Raw genomic sequence first — 25582 nt, forward strand, 5'->3', positions numbered from 1 at the left:
ACTCCCGAGTTGATACGAGGCCCCCGCGAGGTACAAGTTTAACGGCACGTTTCAACTCGCACGGGGCCGAGCCGTCCGTCCGCCGAGCTGGGAGGGAAGCTTTGGGACCGAACGCAGTTTCAGCTGCAATTCCGCGCGGACAAGCGCGCTCGCCGCATCGGAGCCACAGCCATCACGGCCGTGTGCTCCTCGTCGAGGACGAGCCCGACCAGGCGGCCATCCTCGAGGCGGTGCTGCGCCACGAAGGGCTCGACGTCGTCGTTGCGTCGAGCGGCGAGCAAGCGCTCGAGATCCACCAGCGGACGCCGGCTGACGTGCTCGTCACGGATCTCAACCTGCCGGGCATGACGGGGGTCGATCTGATGCGCCGGCTCTCGCCCGGCGAGCTCGAGGGTCCCGAGCCGAAGGCGCCGCCGCCCCACGTGGTCATGGTCACCGGCGCGGCGTCGATCACCAGCGCCGTCGACGCGCTCAAGCTCGGAGCGGCCGACTACCTCCAGAAGCCGCTCGATCCGGCGCGCCTCGTGCTGCTCGTGCGCGAGCTCCTCTCGTCGCCGCCGACCGAGTTCGACGACGACGATCCCCTCCATGGGCAGCTCGTGTTCGAGGGGATGATCGGCGGCTCGCCGCGGATGCGGGAGGTCTTCACCCGCATCGATCGCGTCGCCGCGACGATGGCCCCCGTGCTCATCGTCGGCGAGAGCGGCACGGGCAAGGAGCTCGTCGCGCGCGCCATCCACAACCGGAGCCGCCGCCGCGCGGGCCCGTTCGTGCCGGTCCACACGGGCGCGATCCCGCGCGAGCTCATCGGCAGCGAGCTCTTCGGCCACGAGAAGGGCTCGTTCACCGGCGCGTTCGCGGCCGCGGAGGGCAAGTTCGAGGCGGCGGCGGGCGGCACCGTCTTCCTCGACGAGGTGGGCACGATGGACGCGGCCGTGCAGGTCAGCCTCCTCCGCGTGCTCGAGACGTACCGGTTCACGCGCGTCGGCGGCCGCAAGGAGATCGAGGCCGACGTCCGCGTCGTCGCCGCCACGAACAAGGACCTGCTCGACCTCGTCGACGACTGCGTCTTCCGCGAGGACCTCTACTACCGGCTCAACGTGTTCACGGTGACGCTGCCCCCGCTGCGCGAGCGCAGGGAGGACATCCTGCCCATCGCCGAGCGCTTCCTGCTGAAGTTCGCCAAGCGCTACGGCACCCCGGCCCGCCGCCTCTCGGACGCCGCCGTCGAGCGGCTGGCCGAGCACGACTGGCCGGGCAACGTCCGCGAGCTGCGCAACGTCATCGAGCAGACGGCGCTCTTCGCCTCGAACGAGCTGGTCTCGGCCAACGACGTCCAGCTCGGCCAGGGCCGGATCGAGCGGCGCTCGGGCCGGCGTTCCTATGACAGCATCCCGTCGGCGAGGGTGGCGGCGCCGGTCGTCCCTGCCGAGCCGGCCGAGCCGCTCTCGGTGCCGATCGTTCATGCCGCCGACCTGGTGGTCCCCTCCGAGCCCGTGCCGTCGCACGTCGGCGCGCAGCCGGTGCCGTCCTCCATCGGCCCAGCCTCGATGCCGCGGAGGCCGGGGGAGGCGGGCACGCACGAGGCCGAGCCGTCGCGGGACGCCGGCGAAGCGGCCGAGCACCCGCTCGTGCTGCGCCTTCCGGTCGGAACGCGCCTGGCGGACGCGGAGCGCAAGCTCATCCTGCTGACCCTCGAGGCGGTGCGCGGCAACAAACAGCGCGCCGCCCGCGTGCTCGGGATCAGCCGCCGCGGCCTGTACTCGAAGCTGCAGGCGTACGGGGAGCACGTGGGGAGCCACGAGGCCCAGGGGCACAGCGAGAGCGCCGAGCCGCAAGACCCGGTCGACGATGTGCCGGTCGTCACCGACGAGCCCGTCCTGGAAGAGCTCGGTTCCGCGCGCGGCGACGCCTGACGGAGCCTCCTTGCCGCTCTGCGCCGCGAGGCCACACCGCGCCGCGCCGCGAGCTCACACCGCCACACCGCAGGTTCGCAGTACAGCAGCAATCACGGGTCGGGCGGGCGCGTCGAGTGTGAGGCGCCTCCCCGCGCGGATGGGCGCCCGAGCCGCGCCGCCAGGCGGCTGGTCGCACTCCGGAGCCCGACCTGCGCGCTGCTGCGCCGCACCCCGACAACGGTCCCGTCGGAGGTCCGTCCCTTTGTGCTTTACGAAGGGACGACGACCTCGGCTATCGTAAAGCGGAGCTGCGAGATCAGACGCGCGACTGGCACGTCAGAGAGCGAGCCACCGGCGCGGCATCAAGGTAAACTCTACGCGACGCCTCGCCGGCACTACACCCCAGCGGGCCAGCCCCCAATGAAGATCACCTGCCAGTCCTGTCAGTCGAAATACACCGTCTCGGACGAGAAGGTCCAAGGCAGAACCGTCAAGATCAAGTGCCGCAAATGCGGCGCGACGATCCTCGTGAACAGCTCGGGCGTGACGACCAACGGCGGAGTCGCCGATCCGGTCTCCGGCACGAGCGTTCCGAATGACGGGACGACGTACCTAGTCAACGTGGCGGACGGCGATCAGCGCTCGATGGCGCTGGCCGAGATCGTCACGAGCTACCAGTCGGGGGTGATCAACGCCGAGACGTACGTCTGGGCGGACGGCATGGCCGACTGGCAGCCGCTCGGCCAGATCGACACGATCGTCGCGGCCCTGCATGCAGGCAGCGCTCCTGCCTCCGTGGCCGCGCAGGAGGCGGCGCCGGTGCAGTCGACGTCCGCGCCCAGCGGGGGAGCGGCCCTCGGGCAGACCTCCCCGGGCGTCGAGTCGGTCGCGGCGGCCGCTCCTCGAGCAGCGGCGGTGCGTCGCGATCCGGCGCGTCCGACGCAGGATCTCTTCGGCGCGAGCCCGGGCGTCGAGGCGCACCGGCCCAGCTCCGACGACGTGGCCACGAGCGCTCCGCTCTTCAAGAGCGGCGCCGCGCCTGGCCAGCGCGACGAGAACTCGATGCTGTTCTCGCTGAGCGCCCTCACGGCGAAGGCCGCCGCTCCGGCCCCGGCGCGGGCGGCCGTCAGCGCCTCGGACGACTCCGGCCTCATCGACCTGAAGGCCCTCGCGTCGGGAGCCGGCGTCCGAGCGCCGTCGCCCGTCGCGAGCATCGTCGCCAACGACGGCGGCCTGTTCCAGCTCAGCGCGCCGATCGTGACCACGGCGCGAGCGCCGTCGGTCGCGCCGCCGAACGTCGGCGAGGCCCCTTCCAAGAACCGCGCCCCGTTGATCATCGCCGCCGGCATCGCGATCGCGGGCATCGCGATCGCAGGTGTCTTCTTCCTGATGAAGGGCGGGGGCAGCACGCCGGTTCCCACCGCGGTCGAGACCGCGCCGCCCACGGCCGCCGCGCCGGCGACGCCGGCGCCCCTCGACACGGCGCCGGCGCCCGCGCCCACCGCGTCGGCGACGGCGTCGGCGACCGCGACGGCAGAGCCGGTCGCGAGCGCTGCGCCGAGCGCGACGCCGACGGCAGCGGGGGCGCGCCCGAACGCGAAGCCGTCGCCGCGACCGAACACCGGCGGTAGCACCGCAGGCAAGCAGGCGCCTGCTGCGGCCGCCCCGGCGCCGGCCGCTCCGGCCCCCGCGAAGCGCGGCGGCTGCGGGTGCGCGGTCGGCGATCTGATGTGCGCGATGCAGTGCTCCGCAAAGGGCAAGTGAACGCGCGTCGGCCGCCGTCCGATCGGTGAGCGGAGATCCTCGTCGCCGGAGCCGCGCGTGCAGCGGCTGCTCCGGCGCTGGGCGTGCGGTGCGCGACCGGCGTGAGCCAGCCGCTGCAGACACGCGCGACGCGAGCCGCGGCTGAAGCTTGGCGTGTGCGCTCGCAAGGACGGTGCGGCGCCTGGACCGCCGCGCTAGCATCGTCCGTCATGAGTGAGCCCGACGGGCGGCTGCGCGCGCCGGTTCCTCGGCGGATGCCGGGCGCGGCGCGGCGCTCCGCGATGGCGCTGGTCCTCTGCGCGAGCGCGGCAGGGTGCGGTGGACAGGCGGCGATGGCGCCCTCCGGAGGACCGGCGTCGAGCGATCGCAGCGCTTCCGGGCAAGCGTCGCGCCCGGCTCCGGGCGGGCGATCCTCGCAGGAGGCGCTCGTGACCATGGTCACTCCATCGCGGCTGCTCCCGGATCTCGTCGGAGAGCGCGGCGTGGTGGCCAGCGAGGCGGGGGCCAAGCGGGTGCTCATCGATCGCATGCGCGTCGTCGCGCACGACGATGGATCGCTCGAGCGCGCGGCCGACCTGTTGCCGTCAGGTCAGGTCACCTCGCTCAAGCTGCCGACGCGCCTGGGCGGCGGGTACCTGTTCCACGCCTCGAACCGCGGCAGCGCGCAGCTCTGGCGGGCCCAGGGGTGGCTCGCCCCGCTCGAGCCGCTCGTCCAGCTGCCGTCGGAGGCGAACGAGATCCTCGCGGGGTTCGATCGCCTCTACGCGCGGCTCTCGCACAGCCACCGGCTCCTCGCGCTCGACGCGCAGACGGGCGCGGCGATGCCGCTCGGCCCGCTCCCACCGGCGAGCACGTACGGCCAGATCGCGTTCGCCGACGGATGGCGCGCCCTGGTCGAGGCCGATCTGCGCGGCTTGCTCGTCACGTTCGACGCCGGGGCCACCTGGCGTGAGGTCGAGATCGACGCGCGGCCGACCTCTGTCGCCGTCGTCGGCGGCGATCCTGCCGTCATGACCGCGAGCGGGCTCTACGCGGTCGATGCGCGCGGCGGCGTGACATACCGCGCGCTGGAGGCTTCCGACGACGTGCAGGAGCCGCCGGCGCGCGCCCAGGGGCCTCTCGGGAGGCGCCCGCTCCGCGCCGCGGTCGAGGACGGGTGGCCCGACTCGAGCGCGACCGCGGTGGTGGCGCGCGGCGGCGCCCTGGCGCGCGTCTCGCTGCGCGACGGGGCGGTCATCGACGTCGCGCCCGACGCCTATCCGGAGCGAGAGGCGGCCTGCCATGCGATCCGCGCCGGGGCGTCGTTCGGGTTCGTGTGCGGCGAGCGCGAGGGGCCGACGACCGTGTACGCGTTCCAGCCGCCGCTCGGCATGCGCCGGCTGATGCGCTTCGACGAGCCCCGCTTCGTGGTCGCGAGCGGCAACGGCGCGCTGGTGATCCGCGGCTCCTGCAGCGAAGACAGCGCGGTGCGCGCCGGGCGTGCGTACTGCGTCGTCGCCGCCGACGGGCGCACCCGCGAGATCCACGTCCGCGCGCCCGCGCGAGACGTCGGCATCGAGCGCGTCGTCGCGCTGTCCGACGGCCGCATCGCCGTCCTCTCGCCGCCTCGCCTGGACGCTTCGGGGCAGCTCACGCTGCTCAAGGGGAGCGACGTCACGACCGTCCCGCTGATCCTCCCGCCCAAGCCGCGCAGCACCGCGCGCGATCTGCAGCGCGGTATGTGGATCGAAGGGTTCGAGGAGCGTGAGCCCGGCGTCATCGGCGGCTGGGTGGAGGCAGGCGGTCCGATCGTGGGCGTTCGGATCGACACGAAGAGCGGGAAGGTGACCGCGGGGGCGCCGCGCCAGGACGGCACGGGCGCGCTGTTGTCCGGGCGGTTCGCGTTCTCCCTCGGAGAAGGCGAGCGCGCCGCCGAGTCGACGGACGGCGGCATGACCTGGCGCTCGCTCGATCTGCCGGAGCGGGACGACGACACCGCGGCGTCGAGGACGCGCGCGTGCGGCCCTGTCGGCTGCGTCTTCAGGGGCTGGATCCGGGTCGGCTGGGGCAAGACGGCGCTGCCGGACGATCTCGCCGAGGCGAAGCCGCCGCCGGTGCTCCAGACGCCGCTCCGCGCGGGGAGCCCGATCGCGATGCGCTGCGAGGCCCTCGGCTCCTCGACGCCGCCGCTGCCGGACAAGCCTCCCGCGGCGCCTTCCGCGCGCGCCGAGGGAGCGCGCCCGGCCTCGTCGGTCACGCGCTCGGCGTCGACGGAGATACCGACGTCGCCGTGGGCTCCTTTCCGCAACACGCCCCCGCCCAAGCGTGGGGCGGACGAGATCGGACTCGATAACGGGGCTCCGTACGACATCGTGACGATGCGCGCCTACGCATGGGGCAAGCGAGGCGCAGACTGGGCGCGCGCCGGGCGCTGGCTCCTCCGCTTCGACGATCGCTTCGACCCGGATGGCGGGGTGCGTTCCAGCGGCGTGAGCGCCTCGCCTTGGTCGGATGAGGCGTCGGCCGCTGAGGCGCTCGGCGTGGTGAGCCAGGGGGCGGCGTCCTGGGGCGCGTACCTCGATCCCGGCGGACGGGCCGCGCTGACCCACGTGTGTCGGGGCGCCGGATGCAGCCTGTTCGCAGCCTCCGAAGGGCTGCCGATCCTTCCGTTGCGCGACAGCGCCGGCCGCGCCGGCAATTTCCTCCGGCCATTTCCGAACGGCGCCGTGCGGCTCGGCGAGACGTGGTTCTTCGTGACGCCCGGCGGCTCGTACGACGTCGTGGCGCTGTGGCGCGCCGACCTCGGCATCGCGCGGCAGCTGGCGACCTACTATCGCCCTGGCCGCACGGGCTACGGCGTGGATCCTCCGCGGCTGGTCCGGCGTGCGCTGGGCGGCGGCGTCGGCCTGCTCATCTCGGCGGCTCCCGACCCTGGCGTGCGCGCCGGCTCCTGGCACGTGCTCCCGATCGACCGCGAGACCGGCGCGCTCGGCGAGGCCGTGCCGCTCGGTCGCAAGGACCTCGCGGATACGCGGATCGAGCGCTGCGCTCCGGGTCAGGACGGCTGGCTCCTCGACACGAGCCTGGAGGGCTCGCCGAGCTTCGATCTCGGCGGAAGCGCTCCCTCTGTCGACGGCGCCGAGTTCCGGCTTCGCCTGGATCCAGGCAGCGCGTGCGTCGAGGCGATGGCGGTGAGGCTGCAGGGCGCCTTCTCGAAGGCACCCGAGAAGCCGAACGACGTTGGCGCCAGCGCGATCCCGCTCGCTGCGACCGAGCGCGCAACGGGCCGGAGGTGGCGGTTGCGCTGCGAGCCGAAGGACGCCGCCAGATGATCCGCTAGCGGGTGATGGCCTCCGGCGAAACGGCGTTCACCCGTCCCTCGACGCCGACCTCCTCGCCTTCGCCGTAGCGGATGGTCCCGAGCCAGTCGGCCGTCCATGCGATCGGCGCGGCGGAGCTGTTGAGCTGCGCAGGGCCTGAAGCGTTCACGACGATCTCGCCGATCATCCCGGCCGTCTCCGATGCCTCGGTGCCAGCGCGCCACAGGAGCTTGAGCCCGCCAGCGCACAGCATCGCCATGCAGTCGCCTGTGCAGTCGGAGTAGCCGCCGAGCAGCTCGCCGAGCGCCTGGCACTCTGCGGCGGTGGCGAGCGCCGCGGGGACGGACTCCGCGTCCGCCTCCGCTGCGACCCCGAGCCCGGTCACTCCGCCGATGTAGTGGGTTGGTGACCACGTCAGCGTCCCCGCGAGCCGGAGCACGTCGCCGGGATCCGCCTTCCACGACATGAAATGTGCCGGTGGTACGCCCGCGTCGTCAGCGGTCACGCTGCCGAGCCAGCTCGCCTCGAAGAGCGCGCGTCCCTGCATGTCTGCCACGCCGCTCAGCTGGCCGTCGAGCGCGAGCGGCGTACCCGCGAGCCCGGCACGCGCCCATCCACGACACCTGTCGCGCAGGGGGAGCGGGAGCGCGGCGAGGTGCGCCTGTGCTGCAGCGTCCCAGTCACGCTCGATCCGCTGCGCGGCAAACGCGCGCGCCTGGTCCGGCGGCGCCGCGCGCTGCATGGCGTCGAGCAGGGACGCGGCTTCCGCGCCGGCAGGCAAGAACGCGTCGAGCAGCTGCTCGGCCGCTGCTTCGAGCATCGCGGTCAGCCCGTCCGCCGTCACGAGGGTCAGCTTCGTGTCGAGGCGCGTCGCCGCCATATCGATCGGCAGGTCCTTGATCGGGACCCAGACGTCGCGCGCTGAGCCGGCCTGCAGCTCTCGTTCACCCACGCAACCCCACATGATCCGACCGCTGTGGAGAGCGACGGTAAGGCTCGGCCCTACAGGCGCGCCCTCGACGACGACCGGTTCGTCTGGACCGCCGTGCGCCACGAGCGCGCCCACGGGGGCTTCGGGCGCAGCGGCTGCGATCTCCTCGCAGGTGGCCTCCGCGACGACGCTCGCCGTCCAGTCCTTCGCGACACGCGTCCCCTCGTAGACCGGGATGACGCGGAGCGTGCCGAAGCCCTCCGCGCTCACCGAAACACCGAGCTCCGCGGACGGCCCGCCCTTTGTCGCGGCGCGGAGCCGAAACGTGCTTCCCAAAGTCGACGCGTGGAGCTGAACCGAGGCCCTGCCATTTTCGTCCGCGACGGCCGTCGTGCGGTCGACCCATGCACCTGCAGCTTCGCCGAGGAGGGTGAAGCTCACCTCGTAGGGCGCTGGCGGTCGTCCGGTGACCCAGACCGTGCGCAGCTCCCCTGGCACGAGCTGCAGCGTCCCTTCCTCCTCGAACGCCAGGACGGCCGGTTGAGCGGTGTCCCCGGGCAACTCGGGGCTGTCCGCCGACTCATCGGCCATACGAAAAGAGCAGGACGCCAGTCCGACGATGGCGATCCAGGGAGCCGAGTACTTCCAAGGCAAGCTCACCCTTGGAGTGTACCTTGCATCTCCCCCGGCGAACAGTGGAGGGGCAAACGTACGACGGAGGTCCCGAGGCGCGAGCGGCGGCGCCGCGCCTCGATGCGTGAGGCAGACGGCGCCGGCCCGAAGGGACGCGACTACTTCACGTAGATCTGGGCGACGGCGAGGCCGCTGCCCCGGACGGTCATGACGGCCTTCGCGGGGCCGCCCACGGGGAGCGGATTTTTGAAGCAAGAACCTTTGCCGCCGAGCGTGGCGTTCGGTCCGGTGGTGTTGTCCTGGGAGAGCACCACGGGCGGCAGCATCGGCGCGGGCTGCGCGACGATCTGCAGGTTGAGCTCCTGGACGCCGAGGCCCACGCCGATCACCGAGTAACACTTGCCCGGCTGGATATTGAACGGCTGCTCGAGCGTCTGGCCGTCCTGGAACTGCCCGGCGAACGCGCCGCCCTCCGGCTGCATGCCCTGGACCTCGGAGGCCGCCATGGCGGTGAGGATCGGGGTCGCTGCGCTGACCGCGGCAGGCGCGATCGGGGTCGCCTGGCCGGTGCTCGTGCCCGTCGCGGTCGGCGTCGTCGGCGTCGGGGTAGGGGTCGTGGTGGCCGGCGGCGGATACTGGCCCGGCTGGGTGGGCTGGCCGTACTGGCCCGGCTGGGTGGGCTGACCGTACTGGCCGGGCGGGTATTGTCCGGGGGGGTACTGGGTTGACGCCCCGTACTGGTTCTGCATCTGCGACGGGTTGTTCGGCTCCGGGTCGCTGCCGCCGCAGGCGAGGGGCGCGAGGCCGAGCAGGGCCGCTGGGATGAGGACGTGCAAGCGCATACGAGGCTCCTTCAGGGTTGTGCGGGTGAGGCCGCCACAATGGGACGCTCGCCGCACCCGCGGCGGCTCACCGCCGCTGGTCACGGTCGGTAAGACGGCCGAGGTGGGGGCGTGTTCTACAACGACTTGGCGGCGCGAGGCCAGACGCTGCGGTGCAGATGGCACGAGGCGCGTCCAGCGAGCGGAAAGCGGCGTCGCCGCGGCCTGGGTACACAGGTCCTGGAGCACGTTGTCGACCAGCGTTCGACGTTTCCGTGTTCGCGGGCGGGCGCGCGCGGTGTCGGCGGTGTCGATCGCCCGCCGTGCCCCCGCACGGCCGCGGCCGTCGAGCCCCCCGACGGATGCGCTGAGCCTGGCCGGCGCCGCCTACCGCCCCCCATCCCTCGCGAAGACGCACCAAGCCGTCGGCGCACCCACCAGAGGAACCACCAGTCCATGCAGCCCTCCATGGGACCCCTGCGGCGCTCCAGCCCAGTTGACGCGGGCGGAGGGCGACACCAGAAACCCCGTTCACAACCGCGCGCGGGGCGGGGCGGTCATGTGGTCCGCTTGGCGAGCCCAGCGCGGTCCCGTCGCGAGCCCCGCCGGCACGCCACGGCGTGCGGCCCGGCTGTCACGCGCCGCTTCTGTGTAGATTGAACAATGGGCGATCCCGCTCGCGGCGGGAGATCAGGAACGAGCCATGAGCGACATCCACCAGGCAATCAAGGATACCGTCGAGAGCAACCGCGTCGTCCTCTTCATGAAGGGCACCAAGACCTTCCCGCAATGCGGGTTCTCGGCGCGGGCCGTCGACATCCTGAAAAAGTGCGGCGTGGACTTCAAGGACGTCAACGTGCTGTCCGATCCCTCGCTGCGCCAAGGCATCAAGGACTACTCGCAGTGGCCGACGATCCCGCAGGTCTACGTGGACGGGAAGTTCATCGGCGGCTCCGACATCCTGATGGAGATGTTCCAGTCGGGCGATCTGCAGAAGCTCCTGTCGAAGCAGGACTAACGTCCGGATCGCTCGGGGGCGCGAAGCCCCGCCGCGCTGACTGCGCGGCGCAGGACCTCGTCGAACATGTCGCCGGTGAGCCGCCCCGTCTGGGTGTTCTGCTGGCTGACGTGGTAGCTGCCGAAGAGCAGCGCCGCCCCGGCGCCGCCGCGCGGATCGGGGATCGCCGCCTCCACGCCGTGCGCGAACGGTGGGAGGCGCGGGTGTGCCTCCGCGCGATCCCCCGCGGACGCGCCGCGCGAGCGGGCGAGCGCGCCGACGGCGTCATAGCCGATCTTGCCGAGCGCGAGGTAGACGCGCGCCCGATGCAGCACCGCGAGCTCTCGGTCGATCCACCCGCGGCACGCCGCGAGCTCGGCGATCGTGGGCTTGTTGTCCGGCGGAGCGCAGCGACAGGGGGCGGTGATGAACACGCCCCGGAGCGAGAGCCCATCGTCGCGCGAGGTGCTCGTCGGCTGCGAGGCGAGCCCCGCTCGGTAGAGCGCCGCGTAGAGGAAGTCACCCGATCGATCGCCCGTGAACATGCGGCCGGTGCGATTCCCTCCGTGCGCCGCCGGGGCGAGCCCGACGATCACGAGCGGCGCGTCCGGATCGCCGAAGGCCGGCACAGGGCGGCCCCAGTAGGTCTGGTCCCGGTAAGCGCGCCGCTTCTCTCGCGCGACGTCCTCGCGCCACGCCACGAGCCGCGGGCAGCGCCGGCACTCGACGAGCTCCGCCGTGATCAGATCGAGCGCGCGCGCCGCGCCGCCGCGGCTCACGCGGCGGGCTCGCCGCCCGAGCTCGTCGAGGCGCTGCTCTGCCCCACGTCCGCGCCGCGCTCCGATGCGAGCGGGCGCGGCGGCGCCGCCGCGTGCTCTGTCAGGCCGCCCCGCTCGCCGGCCACCATCCCGGTCACGATGCGGTCGAGCACCGCGTCGAAGCGCAGGCGATTGAAGCGGGCTCCGCTCGCCAGCCAGTCGATGTGCCCGCCCTTGCCCGGAAAATGGCCCACGATGTCCAGGTGGTCGGCCTTGCCGGCCCAGATGAGCTCCCCCCAGACCTGCGAGGCCAGCGGAACCACGCCGTCGTTGGCGTCCGGCGGCGGCAGCTCCCCGAGCACGCGCGCGAGCTTCTGCTCGATCGAGCCGTCATGGGAGCGACAAGGGTAGTGCTCGTTCAGGCGGGCGGTGATGTTCGACAGCGCGGTGAAGATGGCTGCCGACATCGCTCCCCACGGCGACCGGAGCGCCGACACCCAGTCGCGGACGGCGTTGCGCGGCGCGTACGTCGCGACGCTCTGGTACCGCAAGCCCGCGCGGTCCTCGAGGCCAGCGTGGAGGAGATCCATCGCCTCGGGCATGAGCTGGACGATGGCGCCCTGGTCGTCGCGCAAGAGCTTCAGCCAGGCGCGCAGCTCGCGGCTCGAGGCGTCGTCGAGCACGCGGATGAAGCTCTCGACCGCGCGATCGATGAGCTCGATCTCGAAGAAGCCGAGCTGCGCCCGGCCGAACGCGGCGACCAGCGCCGACGCGGCCGCGAGCGGCGGCGCGCCGAGCTTGAGGCCGGCCACCGTGAGCGCGGTGACGGCGTAGAGCAGGCGCTGGCCGCTCACCGTGGCGAAGAAGGCGGCGAGCGGGGTGCCGAAATGAGGCGTGTTGATGGTGGTGACGGACCGCAGCCGGCTCGTCCAGCCGAGCCGGCGGTGAGCGTTCCCGGGGAGCCGCGCCGTCGGCGAGGCGACGAGGCGAGCGTCCAGGCCTCCGGTCGAGTGGCCCACGATGTGGATGGGGCCGCCGTCGTCCCCGGCGCTCTCGTCCACGAGGCGGGCGAGCTTCGCCGCCCGGCGGAGGATGGAGGCCGTCGGGTGGACCTCGCAGACGTGGATCTCGACGATACGGCCGCGATCGCGGAACCGCTCCTCGATCGCGCGGATGAAGTGCTCGAAATACTCGAGGGAGGCGAGGGTCGCGAAGCCGAACATGCCCGGCGACAGGTAGACGCGCGTCTTCTGCACGCGCGGGAATGTGCCATGTCCGCCGGCCCTCCGCGGCATTTCCATCGCCGCCCGCGCCTGCGACCGTGACAGCCGGGCGGCGTGAAGAAGCGGCGGCATGCCGGCGGCAAATCCGGCTACCCTGCGATCGTGGACGACCCCAGCGCGCGGGAGATCGAGGCGGCTGTACAGGAGGCCCTGGGCCTGTTTGGAACATCGGGCTCGGTGAGCGTGCAGGGACGCCAGATCGCGCTGCGTGGGCGCGGTGCGCCCGTGGCCATCGATCTGGAGCAGCTGGTCGAGCAGTGGCCGCTTCTGCCACAAGAGCTACGCACGCGTAAGGCGTCCGACATCGCGCGGCGGCTCGCTCAGGCGCACCGCTCGGTGAGCTCGCTCGCGCCGCCAGCGCCGGCCGCCCGGGTCCGGCCAGCGCGGCACCTCGTGATCCCCGTCGGCGTGCTCGCGCTGGTGATCGTCGGCGCGCTCTTCGCGTCGCGCATGCTCCGATCGCGAGAGGCCCCGGCCGCGTCGCCCACGGAGCCGGAGACGACCGCCGGCGAGGACGCGGCGCGGAACGCGCGCACCTGCGAGGCCGCGCGCAAGCGGATCTACGCCGGGGCTTCCATGGGGCCCTTCGAGCTCGCGGGCTGGGTCGCCGAGCTCTGGCTGGCGATGCCGCGCGGCGCCGCTGCAGAAGAGGTCGCCGCCGGCGCCGGGGAGCCAGCAGCCCTGGCCGCCGAGTCCGTGGGGCTCGGCGCGCTCATCGCGCAGGGCAAGCTGACGGCGGGCGCCGACGCCGAGCTCGCCGCGATCACCGACGGGGCCGTGGAGATCGTCCCCGGGTTCGATGCGGAGGAGGCAAGGCGCTCTCCGTCGTGGCGCGCGATCACCGCGCGCTTCTCCGGCGGATACGCGCGGGCATACTTCGATCCTGCGCACCGGGCGCGCTTCGTCGCGCTCGGCGATCGCATGGCCGACGCGGCCGCCGCGGCGCTGGGCGCCCTGTACGCGCGCTGCGCGCACCTGCCCTACCACGACGCCGGCGCCTGGTTCCGCGGCTCGGATCCGGCCACGGCGGCGACGGCGCTCGTCTATGCGTCCGGACTCTTCGCCGAGATGTCGGCGGTCGATCGAGGGGCGCTCGCCGCGCTGCCAGGGGTGGGGCCGATCGACGCCTTGCGCGGCGCAGGCGCCTCGCTCGACGCGGCGAGCCTGGGGAAGCTGGTGGGGGTACACGGCGGGGGCATCACCAAGGGCGGGACAGGCGCGGTCGTCATCACGTTCCCCGTCGGCGGGCCGACCCGGGCGACGACCGCGAGCCGCACCGTCGCGCGCAAGCTGCAGGTCGGCGTGGGCCAGGAGTGAACGCTCACTCGCCCGCGGCGAAGTGCACGATCGAGAAGACCGGCGCCGCGTCGCCGGCGCGCTCCGCGAGGAGCGCACGACCGCCGAGGAAATCGAGCTCGACGACGAAGGCGAAGCCGGCGACCTCGCCGCCCTGCTTGCGCGCGAGCTCGGCCGCGGCCGAGGCCGTGCCGCCGGTCGCGAGCAGATCGTCCACGATCAGGACCCTGGCCCCCGGCCTGATCGAGCCCTTGTGCATCTCGAGCTCTGCCGTGCCGTATTCGAGCGCGTACGCCACGCGATCGGTCGCGGCCGGGAGCTTGCCTGGCTTGCGCACGGGCACGAAGCTGGCGTTGAGCCGGGCCGACAGCGCGCCGCCGAAGATGAAGCCCCGGGACTCGACGCCGACCACGACGTCGACGTGCTCGCCGACGAAGCGCTGGGCCAGGAGATCGAGCGTGATGTGGAGCGCCCGCGGATCCGCGAGGAGCGGCGTGATGTCCTTGAAGAGGATCCCGGGCTTCGGAAAATCCGGGACGTTCCGGAGGTGCGCCTTGAGATAACGGAGCGCGTGCTCGGAGGGCAGGGCGTCGTGATTGAACATGACGCCGAGCGTAGGCGAGCGCATTCGAGCCGGAAAGCGCTCCACGCGTCGCGACGCGCGCTACGTCAGGGGATGGGGCCGTCGTTGAGCTCCGCGGCGAGCAGGCCTGCGATGCCCTCGTGCTGCGCGGCGAAGAGGTCGAGGGTCAGCGGCGTGACGCTGACGGCCCCTGCGTCGTAGGCCTCGGTGTCCGAGCCGGGGACGAGGTCGTGGCGTACGCCCGCGCCGCCGATCCAGAGGTACTCGTGCCCGCGCGGATCCCGGCGGAAGATCACCTCTTCGGTGTACAAGCGCGCGCCCATGCGCGTGGCTCGCACGGGCCAGCTGCTGCCCGCGGGGATGTTGACATTGAGCAGCGGCGCTGGCCGGCGTCCCTCCTGCCCGGCGGCGCGGTGGAGGGCGAGGGCGAGCTTGACGCCGAGCGCCGCTGCGGCCGGGAGCGACGCGCCTGCATCGGCGGAGAGCGCGATCGAGGGGACGCCGCGGAGCGCTCCTTCGCGCGCGGCGGCCACGGTGCCCGAGTAGAAGATGTCGGCGCCCAGGTTGAGCCCGTGGTTCATGCCCGACACGACCAGATCGGGGCGCCGCGGCAGCACGCGCGTGCCGGCGTGAAGGGCGACGTAGATGCAGTCGGCGGGCGTCCCGTCGACCGCGAACACGCCGGGCGCAGCCTCCAGCAGCCGGAGGACGCGGTGCAGGCTCAGGGAGTGGCTCGTCGCGCTCTGGTTGACCGCGGGGGCGCACACCACCACGTCGGCGTGCCGGGCGAGCTCGTCCCGCACCGCGGTCAGACCCGGCGCTGAGTAGCCGTCATCGTTGGAGAGGAGGATCAGAGGGCGCATGCGTTCGTTCGATGGGTCTCTGGATCAGCGACCGAGCAGGCGCCTCGCGAGCGCGGCGACGAGCTCGACGAGGGCGCTGACGCGGCCGAACCATCTCGCTCCACCTCGCGCCCGCGCCATCGCGAAGGCCACCGTCCGGAGCGCGGGCGTATAAGGGTACCACCACAGCTCGCTCTTCGCCCTGCTGCGGTCCTCGAGCAAGAAGCGCGGCCGCGTGAGCTCCGCGAGCGCGTGTGGGCTGCTCGTGACGCCGTAGCCGCTGTCGCCCGCCCCCGTCCACGGCGCGGCCGGGAGCGCGCCCGTGAAGCCGTGGTTGTTGATCGTCACCACGCCGGAGCGCAGCCGTCGCGCGAGCGCGTGGGCCCGCTCGTAGCCGCGGGTCCAGAGGCTGGTCGTGAGCGCGAAGCGGGACGCGTTGGTGCGCGCGATCGCCTCCTCGGCGTCCTTCACCACGATGATGGGGAGAACGGGGCCGAACGTCTCCTCCAGGAGCAGCGGCGTGTCCTCGCGCTCCACCTTGAGGACCGTCGGCGGGAAGGCGAGCGAGCCCTCTTCCGGCGCGCCGCCGGCGAGGATCTCCGCCCCGCCCTCGACGGCCGCCTCGAGCTGATGCCGCACGATCTCCGCCTGCCGCGCCGTCGTCATCACGCCGACGTCGATGCCGGCTCGGAGCTGCCCCGTGAGCGCGATGACGCGCGCGATGAAGCGGTCCGCGATCGCCTGCTCGACGTAGACGCGCTCGATGGAGGCGCAGTTCTGTCCGGCGTTCGTGAAGGCGCCCCAGAGGACGCCGCGCGCGGCGCGCTCCAGATCGCAGTCGCCGAGGACGATGGCGCTGTCCTTCCCGCCGAGCTCCAGGGACGTCGGGATGAGGCGCTCGGCGCACGCGACGGCGATCTTCTTGCCGGTGGCGACGCTGCCGGTGAAGACGACGAGATCGACGCCGGCCCCGACGAGCGCGGCGCCGACGTCGCTGCCGCCCTGCGCGACGGCGAGGACGCCGTCCGGGAGCAGCCCGTCGAACAGCGAGGTGACGAGCGCGCCGGAGCGCGGCGTGACCTCGCTCGGCTTGAAAACGACGGCGTTGCCCGCGAGCAGCGCCGGCACGATCGTGCGCAGCGGGATCGCGACAGGGTAGTTCCAGGGCGTGATGAGCGCGACGACGCCGCGCGGATCCCTCTGGATGCGCCCGACCTTGCCGGGGTAGGCGAGCGGGTCGAGCGCGACGGGGGAGTCGTCGAGGAGCTCCTCGATGGACCGGGTCCAGTAGTCGATGAGATCCGCGTTCGGGAGCACTTCAGCGAGCGCGGCCTCCTCGATCGGCTTGCCGCACTCGCGGTGCACGAGCGTCGCGATCTCCTCGGCCCGCGCGAGCAGGCGGTTCTTGACGCGCGCGATGAGCTCGGCGCGCTCCCTGATCGGGACCTCCGCCCAGGCGATCTGCGCCGCCCGCGCGCTGGCGACGATCGTCGCGAGGGCGCTGAGCTCTGTCTCTGCCACGCCGTCGAGGGGCGCTCCCCCTGCCGGGCTGCGCAGAGAGAAGGGATCGGAGCGCGCTACCCTGGCGGGCGCCGACGACGCCGCGTCGCCAGCTGCGGCGCCGGCCTCGTGGGGAAGGGGAGTCGTCTCGGAAGCCATCGGGCGCGGAGCCTAGCACCGCGCTCCTGCCCCTCGGCATGGGGCATGTCGCGACCCTAGGGAGCAGGCCCCGACCGGACCGGCCGGGGGCGCGGGTTTCTACGGAGCGGGATCAGGCGCAGGCGCGGTCTCTTCAGCGGGCGTGGGCGCAGCGCCCTCACCGTCCGGGGTGGCGGTGCCGGCGGGGCTGCCTTTCCGCTTCGTGGAGCGGTCGGGCGTCGGGCTCGCCGCGGAGGGCGTGATCGACACGACCGTTTGCTTGCGGCAACCGACGATGACCGCCTGGCCGGCGGAGAGCCACGCGGGGGTCGACGTCTTCTCCGTCGTCAGCTTGCCGAGCCGCACGTAACGCGTCCCGCAAGGCACGTCGAGCGTCTCTCCGGTGCTTCCCGCGAGCGAGCCGTTCACATACACCGACGCGCGCTCTGGCGAATTGACCGTCAGGTGGCCCCGGCTCGGCGGCAGATCCTCGGCCTTGCCTGCGGCCGGCGCAGCGCTCGCCTCGGGTGCAGCGCTCGCCTCGGGCGCGGCGCTCGCTTCGGGCGCAGCGCTCGCTGCCGGCGTCGCGGTCTCGGCCGCGGACGGCGCAGCGGGCGCCGTCTCGGTGGGCGCGGCGGTCGGCGTCGGCGCAGTGGCCGGCGGCTGCGCGGTCGCGCCCTGGGTCGCTCCCGGAGGCGTGTCGACGTTGGGGAGGGGCGCGGGCTCGGGGTCAGACGCGCTGAGCCGGTACGCGACCGCTGCGCCGCCCACGAGGAGCGCCACGGCGGCGATCACGATGCCCACGCGGGAGCGCGGGCGCGGCGGCGGTCGCACGGTGATGCCGGCGTCCGCGGCGGGCCGCGCCGTGACGTGGTCGGAAGGCTTCACGTCCTTGTCGGCCGGGAGGGGCGGGTCCTTGGTGATGACCTTCGGGAGAAGGTCGCGGTCGGCCGCCTTCGGCCTGGACCTGCGATCCGCTTCGTCGCCCGCGTCTCTTGACAGCGTTCCGGGCGATGCATCGCCGGCCTCTTCCGCGACCGAGCGCGCGACGGCCTGGGCTTCGGACCGGGCGGAACGGACGGCCGTCTCCTCGTCTTCGAGGCCCTCGGGGCGAGAACGAATGACGGTGGGCTCGTCCTCGAGCATGCCGCGGATCACGGTCGGCTCGTCGTCGACCATCTCGCGGCTGAACTCTCGTTCGGTGGCAGGCTCCCCCATCGCGCGCCGCGTGGCGGCGGCGATCGGATCCGGCGCCTTGGGGGTGACCGGCTCACCAGAAGAGGACGGCCCACGGGCAGTGACCGCATCGAGCGCGGAGGCGTCGTCCGCGGCGGCCGACGCGATCGCGGCGTGTGCCTCCGCGCGGGGTCTGCGCTCCGCGCGCGCCTCGGCGTCCGGCGCCGCCCTGCGCTCGGCCGGGAGCTTCAGCGCGGCAGCGGGCTTCTGGCCGGGTTCCGGCTCGTCGGGGAGGAGCCCTGCGAACGAGAGCTCGCTGTCGCCCTCCGCGACCTTCGGCCGCGCAGCGACGTCCTCGTGAGGGAAGAACGGCTTCGTCTCTGCGCGCGGGCTGGAGCCCCGGGCCGGGGGCACCGCCGGGCCTGCAGCGGGCGCGTCCTTGCCCAGGGCAGCTGACCTGGCCGCAGGCGCCGTGACCTTGGCCGCGGTCCTGGCTGCCTCTCTCGGCTTCAGCTCGGCCGCCTCCGCGGGAGGGCGGAAGGTCTCCTGAGCACCGGCGGGGGGGCCGGCGTCAGCCCGCGGGAGATCGATCGAGGCGGCGGGCCTCGCGACCGGCTTCCCGGGTGAGCTGGGAGGCGGCGCAGGGTTGCGCGCCGGCGTCGCCGCTGCCGGCTTGACGGCCGCGGCCTTGACCCCGCTCGCTGCGGGCGTGGCTGCTGCGGCCGCCTTCACCGGCGGCTGTTGCGGCGTCTTCGCCGGAGATTGCTGCGGTGCCTTCGCGGCCGCTGCCGGCTGCTTCGCGGCGCTGGCCGCCGCGGTCTGCGATGCCTGCGCGGCCGCCGGGCTGAAGGCGTCGATGCCACCGACATCGTCCAGGACGGGCTCGATGGCGCGCGGCGCAGACGGCCCGCTCGCGGCGACCGCGCTGGCCGCCGCTGCCGGCCGTGCTTCGTTCGCCGGCGAGCTGAACCTGGGGTCGGGCGAGGCCGCGCCCGCCGTGTCGTTGGCGATGGCGCCGGGCGCCTCGCCGCGATGCGGGACGAGCTCGGCGGAGGCCGCGAGCTGCGCCCGGGTGCGAGGCGCAGCGGCGTTCCGCTGCACCCGGTGGAGGAGCGCTTCGAGGGTGGCGACTTTTTCGGCGACGTTCACGCCGCGCCAGCATATCGCGGCTCGGCGCTCGTTACATCATTCGCGGTGAAGGGGCGCGATCGGGCGGGCTCATCGGCGGAAAATCCCGCCGGAAGGGGTCAGAGGGTCTCGAGGTAGGCGACCAGATCGTCGATCTGGGCGTCCGAGAGCTGGGACGTCTTGCCGTGCCGGTCGCCGCCGCCGCAGGCGGGGTTGGTGAACCGGTCCTTCAGCGTCGGCGCGCATCCGTCGTGCATGAACGGCGCGCGCGCGCCGATGCGGACCAGCGACGGGACCTGGAAGGCCTTGCCCGTGCCGACGTCGAACGAGTCGTTGGTCGTGAGCTGAGCGCCCGCGTGGCAGCTCGCGCAGTCGACGGCCTTGTCGTGGAAGAGGGCCTCGCCGCGCGCGACGGCCTCTGCGTCGGGCGCCGACGACACCGGCGGAGCGGGGAGGCTGTCGATCCACCGGGCGAAGACCTTCACCCGGCGCGGCCCCTGGTGCATGCCGCCCATGCGCCGCTCGAAGACCTCGTCCATGATGGCCTCGATACCCGACATATCGCCGTCCCAGTGGAACGGGGCCGTGTTGAGGATCCCGCCGCTGACGAACTGGGTGCGCCGCGGTCCGATGGGGTTGAAGTGCCAGGTGTGGCTGTCCTCGCCACCCTCAGGATGGCATGACGCACACGCCATCGGGCCTGCAGCGTTCCGGTGGAACATCTCGTGGCCGGTGTCCCTGCGGCTCTCCCCGGGGAGCGTGATGACCTTGGCGACGCGGTTGCCGGCGGTGTTGGGCGCCCCGAGGACCTGGATGCCCGCCGGCTCGCGGGTCTGCACCACCACAGAGCCGCCGGCGAACGCGACGGCCGTGGGCTCGCCTTCCACGACCACGCGCTGCTCCGCCTCGACGCAGGTTCCTTCGAAGGAATCCATCGTCACGTTCAAGTTCGCGCGGCTGGTCATGAGGATCTCGCTCCTGCCGGCCGCGACGACCGCATACGAGAGACCGTCATCGGACACCGCGACATCGACCGGCAGGGTCGCGGAGGGGAGGGCAGCGGCCAGGTTCGGCTGGCCGTCGGAGTCGGGCGTGCCGACCTCCGAGACCGTGCCGTGGACGACGCTCCCATCGCACCCGCCGGAGCTGTAGCCCCCCTCCACGATCTCGACGGGCGCGATCAAGGCGCGCTGGTGGACCATCGCGATACCGCCTGTCGGCAGCTTGATCGTCCGCCATGCGACGGTCGGCGCGAACTCCTGCCCGAACAGGTTGAAATTCGGGAGCTTCTTTTGCTCCATGACGATGCCGTCCGCCCCGACGGTGAGCAGCTCGGCAGACCGGAACTTGCTGACCAGGAGCCGGTCCCCGTCAACGACCACGTCGCGCAGGTCGCGATCGAGCTTCAGGCGGCGCGTCGCCGCGCCGGGACCGGCCGGGAGCGTGACGAGCTCGCCGCCGAGGCAGGCGACATGGAGCGCGTCGGCCTGCGCATCGTAGGCGACCCCCCGCGGGGCCGGGCATACGTCGCGCCGGTCGACGATCGTCCCGCTGTCCGCGTCGACCGTCACGATCGCGCCGCCGCGGCGGAGCGCGACGTGGAAGCGACCCGCGTCGTCCTCGACGACCCTGCCCGGCTCGTCGCCCTTCTGCAAGGCGATCTCCGCGGTCAGCTTCTGCGCCTGGAGATCGACGATCCACACCCGGTCGCGATCCGGATCGGCGGCCACCGCGCGGAGGGCGCTCTTGCTCACGGCGAGCGTTCCGCCGCTGATGGCGGGCGGCGGCTCCGCCGCGACCGCGACGCTCCCAGGATCGCCGATGTCGGGGGTGTCGTCCTCACCGAGCTCCCACGGAGCGCAGGCGGCAAAGGGTGATGCGATCACGAGGATGGCGAGGAACGGGGAGAAGCTGCGGCGCGACGCAAGCAGTCTATGCATGAGGGCCTCCGGTCCGCCGCCAAGCAAGATGGCGGCCACTTCATTCGATGTTCTTCCATCCGATTGCGCGCGGCAATACGTGTTGCCGCTTAGAGAGCGACGTATTCCTGCCGTCCACAACGCGCGTGAGCGGGTTGGGTGGCGCGTCTGGCGAGGGTCCCGTGATGCGCATCGGTGACGCCGTCCCTGCTGTCGTGGCCCATTGCGGCACGGCATGACGAGCGCACCAGACCATCGGGTCCGGCGTGGTCCCGGACGGTGTCCTGCGCGGCCAGCCCATGACCCGGGCCTGGGGGCGCAAGCATTCCGTGGGCCGAGAGCGCGGGCTGCCCGGTCACCTTCTCCAGACGGCGAGGCGAGCCATCGCCGAGACGCGATGGGTGGGATCGCCTGTGACTTGACGGGTGCTCTCGCCGCCCATAAGTGACCGACCGGTCATGAAAAGCACCGCACCCTCGTCTCGACGCAGCATCTCGCTGGCTTCGACGCTCGCCGGGCTGCTCGCCCTCGGGCTCATCGCCTCACCGGCCGCGGGGCAGCCGGCCGCCCCCCGACCGGCGGCTCCGCAGCCGGTCACCCCGCCGCCCGCCCCGGTGCCTCCTGCCGCGGGCCAACCGCAGCCCACGGGCGCTCCTGTCCCTGCGGCCCAGCCGGCGGCGCCGAAGGCCGATCCGCTCGCCACGGCCCTCGCGCCGCAGCCGGGAGGGCTGACGCCGGACGACGTCGCGAAGGCTGCGCTGCGGACGCGCGCGTCGCTCCGCGCCAAGCAGGCCGATCTCCGCGCGGCGGCTGCGAAGGTCGACCAGGCGATGGTCAATTTCTTTCCGCGGCTGACGCTCACGGCCACCTACACGCGTTTGTCAGAGGTCGAGACCCCGGCCCTCGGCGCGGGGGCGCCGGCCTTCAGCGTAGTCGATGCGGAGGGGGAACCTGTTTTCGATGCGGCGGGGCTACCTAGATTTACCCCGGGCCGCCTCTCCACCGCGCCCTGCCCAGGCGCCGCCGACTCGCAGTGCATCGTCGACGCCAACACCGACCCCGCCAGCCGCGTCTTCGTGGAACTTGCCAGATCTCCTGGGCTTAGCCTCCCTTCGTCCGTCAACTCCTACTCCCTGACGGCCAGCCTCGCCGTACCCATTTCGGATTACGTGTTCCGCATCTCGCAGGGATACGCCGCTGCGTCCCACGCAGAGAGCGCGAAGAAGCTCGAGCTGCAGGCGGAGACGCTGCAAGCCGCCGCCGACGCGAAGATCGCGTTCTTCAACTGGGTCCGCGTGAAGGGGCAGGTCGTCGTCGCAGGTGAGGCGGTGTCTCAGGCCAGGGCGCACGTCGAGGACGCGCGCCGCACCTTCGAAGTCGGGCTGCTCTCGCGCGCCGACGTGCTCCGGCTCGAGGCCCAGGTGGCCGGCGCGGAGCAGGTGCTCAACGAGGCGCAGGCCGCGCTCCTGGTCGCGGACGACCAGATCCGTATCGCGCTCGGCGCCGCGCCGGACAGGCCGCTCACGTTGGGGATCGACGTGATGGGGAGCGCGCCTGCGAAGCCGCCCGCGGAGGCGCTTCCGGCGCTGGTCCAGGAGGCGCTTCAGAAGCGCCTCGAGATCCGCGCCCTCGACGAGACGCAGTACTCGCTCGAGAAGGCCGAGGCGGTCACGAGGGCCGGCTACTTCCCGCGGTTGGACGGGTTCGCCGATCTCACCTACGCGAACCCCAACCAACGCGTCTTCGGAGCTCAGGACAGGTTCGATGCGACGTGGTCCGCCGGCGTCCGCGCCACGTGGGTCGTCAACGACATCTTCGCCACCGCGGGCGCGTCCGCCGAGGCGAACGCCCGCACCACGCAGATCGCAGAGCAGAAGGCCGCGCTGCGCGACGCCCTCCGCCTCGAGGTGGTCTCGGCGTATTCCGAGCTGAACAAGGCCGCGAGCAGCATCGAGTCGGCAGAGCGCCAGCTCGCGGCGGCCGCGGAGTCGATGCGCGTCCGATCCGAGCTGTTCCGGGCAGGGCGGGCCACGAGCGTCGACGTTGTCGACGCCGAGGGCGAGGTGACGCGCGCGCGGCTCCAGCAGCTCAACGCGCGCGTCGGCGCGCTCGTCGCCAAGACCCGGCTGGATCACGTGGTCGGGCGCGACGCGAAGGACGTGAAATGACCTTGCCGCGCGCGTCTTCTTCGCTTGCACGGCCCTCCTGGCCGGAGTAGGGAAGGCGTGCGCCGCTGCAGCGCGGGTTCCTGCGGCGCCTTTGTCGACACCGCGGCAACCACCCGCATCATCCCTCACCGGCCGAGGTAGCGCGTCCACGGTGCGCGCCCGGTCCGCCCGTCATGACGGAGCTTGCGCTCATCCTCAGCGGCGGCCTGCTCGGGCTCGCCTTTGCGGCTTACCTCGCTCGCTGGGTCGTCGCGCGCCCCGCGGTCGAGCCCGAGATGCAGCGCGTCGCCGCGATCATCCAGGGGGTCGCGGAGGCGTACTTTCGCCGCCAGAGCAGCGTGATCGGTGCGGTCTCCGCGATGCTCGGAGGCGCCATCTTCCTCGCTTACGGCCTCCTCCGGCGCACCGGGGAGAACAACCCGGTGCCAGCGCTGGAGCTCGGTGTCTGGCTGACGCTCTCGTTCGCGGTCGGGGCCGCCAGCGCGGTCGCGACCGGCCGCGTCGCCGCCTGGATCGCGCCTCGCACCAGCGTACGCGCCGCGAGCGGCGCCCGCCGCTCGCTCGATCTCGCCTTGCAGATCGCCCTCCGCGGCGGCGCCGTGTCGGGGCTCTTCGTCGCGAGCATGAGCCTGCTCGGCCTCGGCGGCCTGTTCGCCGCGGTCCTCGCGTTCCGTGGCGGCTTCGGCGCCGAGCCGGCCGAGGCGCTCGCGCTCGCCCCGACCATCCCCTGGGTCATCGCCGGTTACCCGCTCGGCGCCTCCTTCGCCGCCCTGATGGCGCAGCTCGGCGGCGGCACCTTCTCCAAGGCGGCCGACCTCGGCGCGGACCTCGCCGGCGCGGAGGTCGGGCTCGACGAGGACGACCTCCAGAACCCGGCCACGATCGTCGATCTGGCAGGCGATACGGTCGGCGACTGCGCCGGGCGCGCGGCCGGCGTCTTCGCCTCCTCCGTCGCCGAGAACGCGGGCGCCATGGTGGTCGGCGCGATGCTCTTCCGCAACAACGTCGGGCTCCCGAGCGCCCTCGCCGTCGTGCTCTTCCCGCTCGTCAGCCGCGCGTTCGGCCTCATCGCGACGCTCTTCGGCGTGATGGTCGTCAAGACCGACGACCGCGAGGACGCCTTCAACGCCCTCGTGCGGGGGCTCTACGTCACGGCCACCCTCCACGCCGTCGGCATCGCCGGGGCCGCCAAGTGGCTGCTCGGCGCCCACTGGGTCATCTTCTTCGCCTGCGGCGTGATCGGCATCGTCACCGGCATCGGCGTGCTGCACGTCACGCAGTACTACACCGAGCAGCGGCACCGCCCGGTGCGCGAGCTCGCCGAGGCGGCCCGCAGCGGCTCCGCGATGGCGGTGCTGCGCGGGCTCGCCATCGGCCTCGAGAGCTCGGTGCTCCCGCTCCTGGTCGTCGTCGGCGCCACCTTCGGCTCCTACCTGCTCGGCGCCCGCTCCGGGCTCGCCGGGGGCGGCCTGTTTGGCACCGCGGTCGCGACGATGGGGATGCTGGGCACCGCGGGGTACGTCCTCGCCATGGATGCGTTCGGCCCCATCGTGGACAACGCGGGCGGCATCGTCGCCGTGACCGTCGCCCGCGAGCGGCCGGACGTGCGTGGCCGCACCCTCGTGCTCGACGCTGTCGGCAACACGACCAAGGCGCTCACGAAGGCGTACACGGCCGGCGTGGCCGCGCTCGCCTCGCTGCTGCTCGTCGCCGGCTACCTCGATGAGTCCCGGCGCCGCGCGTTGACGTCGAGCGCGCCGATCCGCGGCGAGACGACCGCGATGGTCCTGCGCCTCGACCGGCCCGAGGTCTATCTCGGCGCCCTGGTGGGGATCCTCCTTGTCTTCTGGCTGGCCGGCCGCTGCATTCGCAACGTCCTCCAGGCTGGCCGGCGCGTCCTCGACGAGGTGAGGCGCCAGGCCCGCGCCCGCCCGCCGGGTTTCGTCGGCGACCACGAGCCCTGCGTCGAGATGGTCTCTCGGGCCGCGCTGCGCCATATGATCGCGCCAGCCCTCGTCTCCGCGGTGGTGCCCGTCGTCGTGGGACTTGCCTTGCGCTTTGCAAGGACGGAAGATAATCCTCTGGTCGCGGCCGATTCAGTCGCGGCCTTGATCATGGCCGGGACGGTCGCAGGCGTCCTCGGGTCGCTCTTCTTGGGGAATACCGGGGCGATCTGGGACAATGCGAGGCAGTACATCGCGACCGGCGCGCACGGTGGGCGCTACCTTGTCGACGAGACGGGGGCGCGGGCGGACAACCCCACCTATGGTGCCGCCGTCGTCGGCGACACGATCGGCGATCCGCTCAAGGACGTGGCCGGCCCCGCGATCCACGTGCTCATCAAGATGCTCCCCGCCGTGATCATCGTGTTCTTGCCGTTCTTCATCTGATGACGGTTCTTCACCCAGCGGGATTTGCCAAGAGATCCCGTTCACCCGACCCATCCCG

Annotated in this window: 16 protein-coding genes; 7 read left to right on the top strand and 9 right to left on the bottom strand. The window is 72.8% G+C overall.

The features are described 5' to 3' along the window. Nucleotides 1–182: 182 nt before the first annotated feature. The 3 genes from WMF34_RS15525 (at nucleotide 183) to WMF34_RS15535 (ending at nucleotide 6973) form a co-directional block, all read left to right on the top strand. Nucleotides 183–1916: a sigma-54-dependent transcriptional regulator gene (locus tag WMF34_RS15525; protein ID WP_044964970.1), complete on the top strand. Its 1734-nt coding sequence runs from the start codon at nucleotides 183–185 to the stop codon at nucleotides 1914–1916. Between the two features lie 402 nt (nucleotides 1917–2318). Beyond that, the gene (locus WMF34_RS15530; RefSeq protein ID WP_044964972.1) at nucleotides 2319–3662 is read left to right on the top strand and encodes a zinc-ribbon domain-containing protein; all 1344 of its coding nucleotides are present in this window, start codon (nucleotides 2319–2321) and stop codon (nucleotides 3660–3662) included. A gap of 209 nt (nucleotides 3663–3871) precedes the next feature. Next, the gene (locus WMF34_RS15535; protein ID WP_437993752.1) at nucleotides 3872–6973 is read left to right on the top strand and encodes a hypothetical protein; all 3102 of its coding nucleotides are present in this window, start codon (nucleotides 3872–3874) and stop codon (nucleotides 6971–6973) included. A gap of 4 nt (nucleotides 6974–6977) precedes the next feature. Here WMF34_RS15535 and WMF34_RS15540 read toward each other — a convergent pair whose 3' ends face one another. Together WMF34_RS15540 and WMF34_RS15545 are read right to left on the bottom strand one after the other, a co-directional pair. Further along, on the bottom strand, nucleotides 6978–8552 hold the full coding sequence (locus tag WMF34_RS15540) for a hypothetical protein (protein WP_437993753.1): 1575 nt from the start codon (nucleotides 8550–8552) through the stop codon (nucleotides 6978–6980). A 131-nt stretch (nucleotides 8553–8683) separates the two neighbouring features. Beyond that, nucleotides 8684–9367 (bottom strand): hypothetical protein, encoded by a 684-nt coding sequence (locus tag WMF34_RS15545; RefSeq protein ID WP_012235609.1) that lies wholly within the window; start codon nucleotides 9365–9367, stop codon nucleotides 8684–8686. A 682-nt stretch (nucleotides 9368–10049) separates the two neighbouring features. On the opposite strand from WMF34_RS15545, the gene grxD reads away from it, so the two are divergent. Beyond that, nucleotides 10050–10364, top strand: a complete 315-nt coding sequence (grxD, locus tag WMF34_RS15550; protein ID WP_012235610.1) for a Grx4 family monothiol glutaredoxin — start codon at nucleotides 10050–10052, stop codon at nucleotides 10362–10364. Here the strand turns inward: grxD and WMF34_RS15555 are convergent. Both WMF34_RS15555 and WMF34_RS15560 read right to left on the bottom strand, forming a co-directional pair. After that, nucleotides 10361–11122, bottom strand: coding sequence for a uracil-DNA glycosylase (locus WMF34_RS15555; protein WP_437993754.1), 762 nt, complete (start codon nucleotides 11120–11122; stop codon nucleotides 10361–10363). The genes grxD and WMF34_RS15555 overlap by 4 nt on opposite strands. After that, nucleotides 11119–12357, bottom strand: a complete 1239-nt coding sequence (locus tag WMF34_RS15560) for an esterase/lipase family protein (RefSeq protein WP_437993755.1) — start codon at nucleotides 12355–12357, stop codon at nucleotides 11119–11121. The genes WMF34_RS15555 and WMF34_RS15560 overlap by 4 nt, the downstream gene beginning before the upstream one ends. Nucleotides 12358–12438: 81 nt before the next feature. Here WMF34_RS15560 and WMF34_RS15565 point away from each other — a divergent pair, with 81 nt between their 5' ends. Beyond that, nucleotides 12439–13701: a hypothetical protein gene (locus tag WMF34_RS15565; RefSeq protein ID WP_437993756.1), complete on the top strand. Its 1263-nt coding sequence runs from the start codon at nucleotides 12439–12441 to the stop codon at nucleotides 13699–13701. A 4-nt stretch (nucleotides 13702–13705) separates the two neighbouring features. Here the strand turns inward: WMF34_RS15565 and WMF34_RS15570 are convergent, their stop codons facing one another. The 5 genes from WMF34_RS15570 to WMF34_RS15590 form a co-directional block, all read right to left on the bottom strand. After that, entirely contained in the window at nucleotides 13706–14308 is a 603-nt protein-coding gene (locus WMF34_RS15570; protein WP_012235614.1) for an adenine phosphoribosyltransferase, read from the bottom strand. Between the two features lie 41 nt (nucleotides 14309–14349). Further along, nucleotides 14350–15126, bottom strand: coding sequence for a 5'/3'-nucleotidase SurE (gene surE, locus WMF34_RS15575; RefSeq protein ID WP_012235615.1), 777 nt, complete (start codon nucleotides 15124–15126; stop codon nucleotides 14350–14352). A gap of 24 nt (nucleotides 15127–15150) precedes the next feature. Then, nucleotides 15151–16764 carry an aldehyde dehydrogenase family protein gene (locus WMF34_RS15580; protein ID WP_437993757.1) on the bottom strand — a complete coding sequence of 538 codons (1614 nt, stop codon included), beginning with the start codon at nucleotides 16762–16764 and terminating at the stop codon, nucleotides 15151–15153. Between the two features lie 99 nt (nucleotides 16765–16863). Beyond that, nucleotides 16864–19068 carry a hypothetical protein gene (locus WMF34_RS15585; protein ID WP_437993758.1) on the bottom strand — a complete coding sequence of 735 codons (2205 nt, stop codon included), beginning with the start codon at nucleotides 19066–19068 and terminating at the stop codon, nucleotides 16864–16866. Between the two features lie 98 nt (nucleotides 19069–19166). Continuing rightward, entirely contained in the window at nucleotides 19167–20987 is a 1821-nt protein-coding gene (locus WMF34_RS15590; protein WP_012235618.1) for a c-type cytochrome, read from the bottom strand. 437 nt (nucleotides 20988–21424) lie between these two features. On the opposite strand from WMF34_RS15590, the gene WMF34_RS15595 reads away from it, so the two are divergent. After that, entirely contained in the window at nucleotides 21425–23134 is a 1710-nt protein-coding gene (locus WMF34_RS15595) for a TolC family protein (protein ID WP_437993759.1), read from the top strand. Between the two features lie 173 nt (nucleotides 23135–23307). Continuing rightward, complete coding sequence (locus WMF34_RS15600; RefSeq protein WP_437993760.1) at nucleotides 23308–25524, top strand: sodium-translocating pyrophosphatase; 2217 nt, start codon at nucleotides 23308–23310, stop codon at nucleotides 25522–25524. Nucleotides 25525–25582: the final 58 nt, after the last annotated feature.

The organism is Sorangium sp. So ce145 (genome assembly GCF_051525985.1).
GTDB classification, from domain to species: Bacteria; Myxococcota_A; Polyangia; order Polyangiales; family Polyangiaceae; genus Sorangium; species Sorangium cellulosum_B.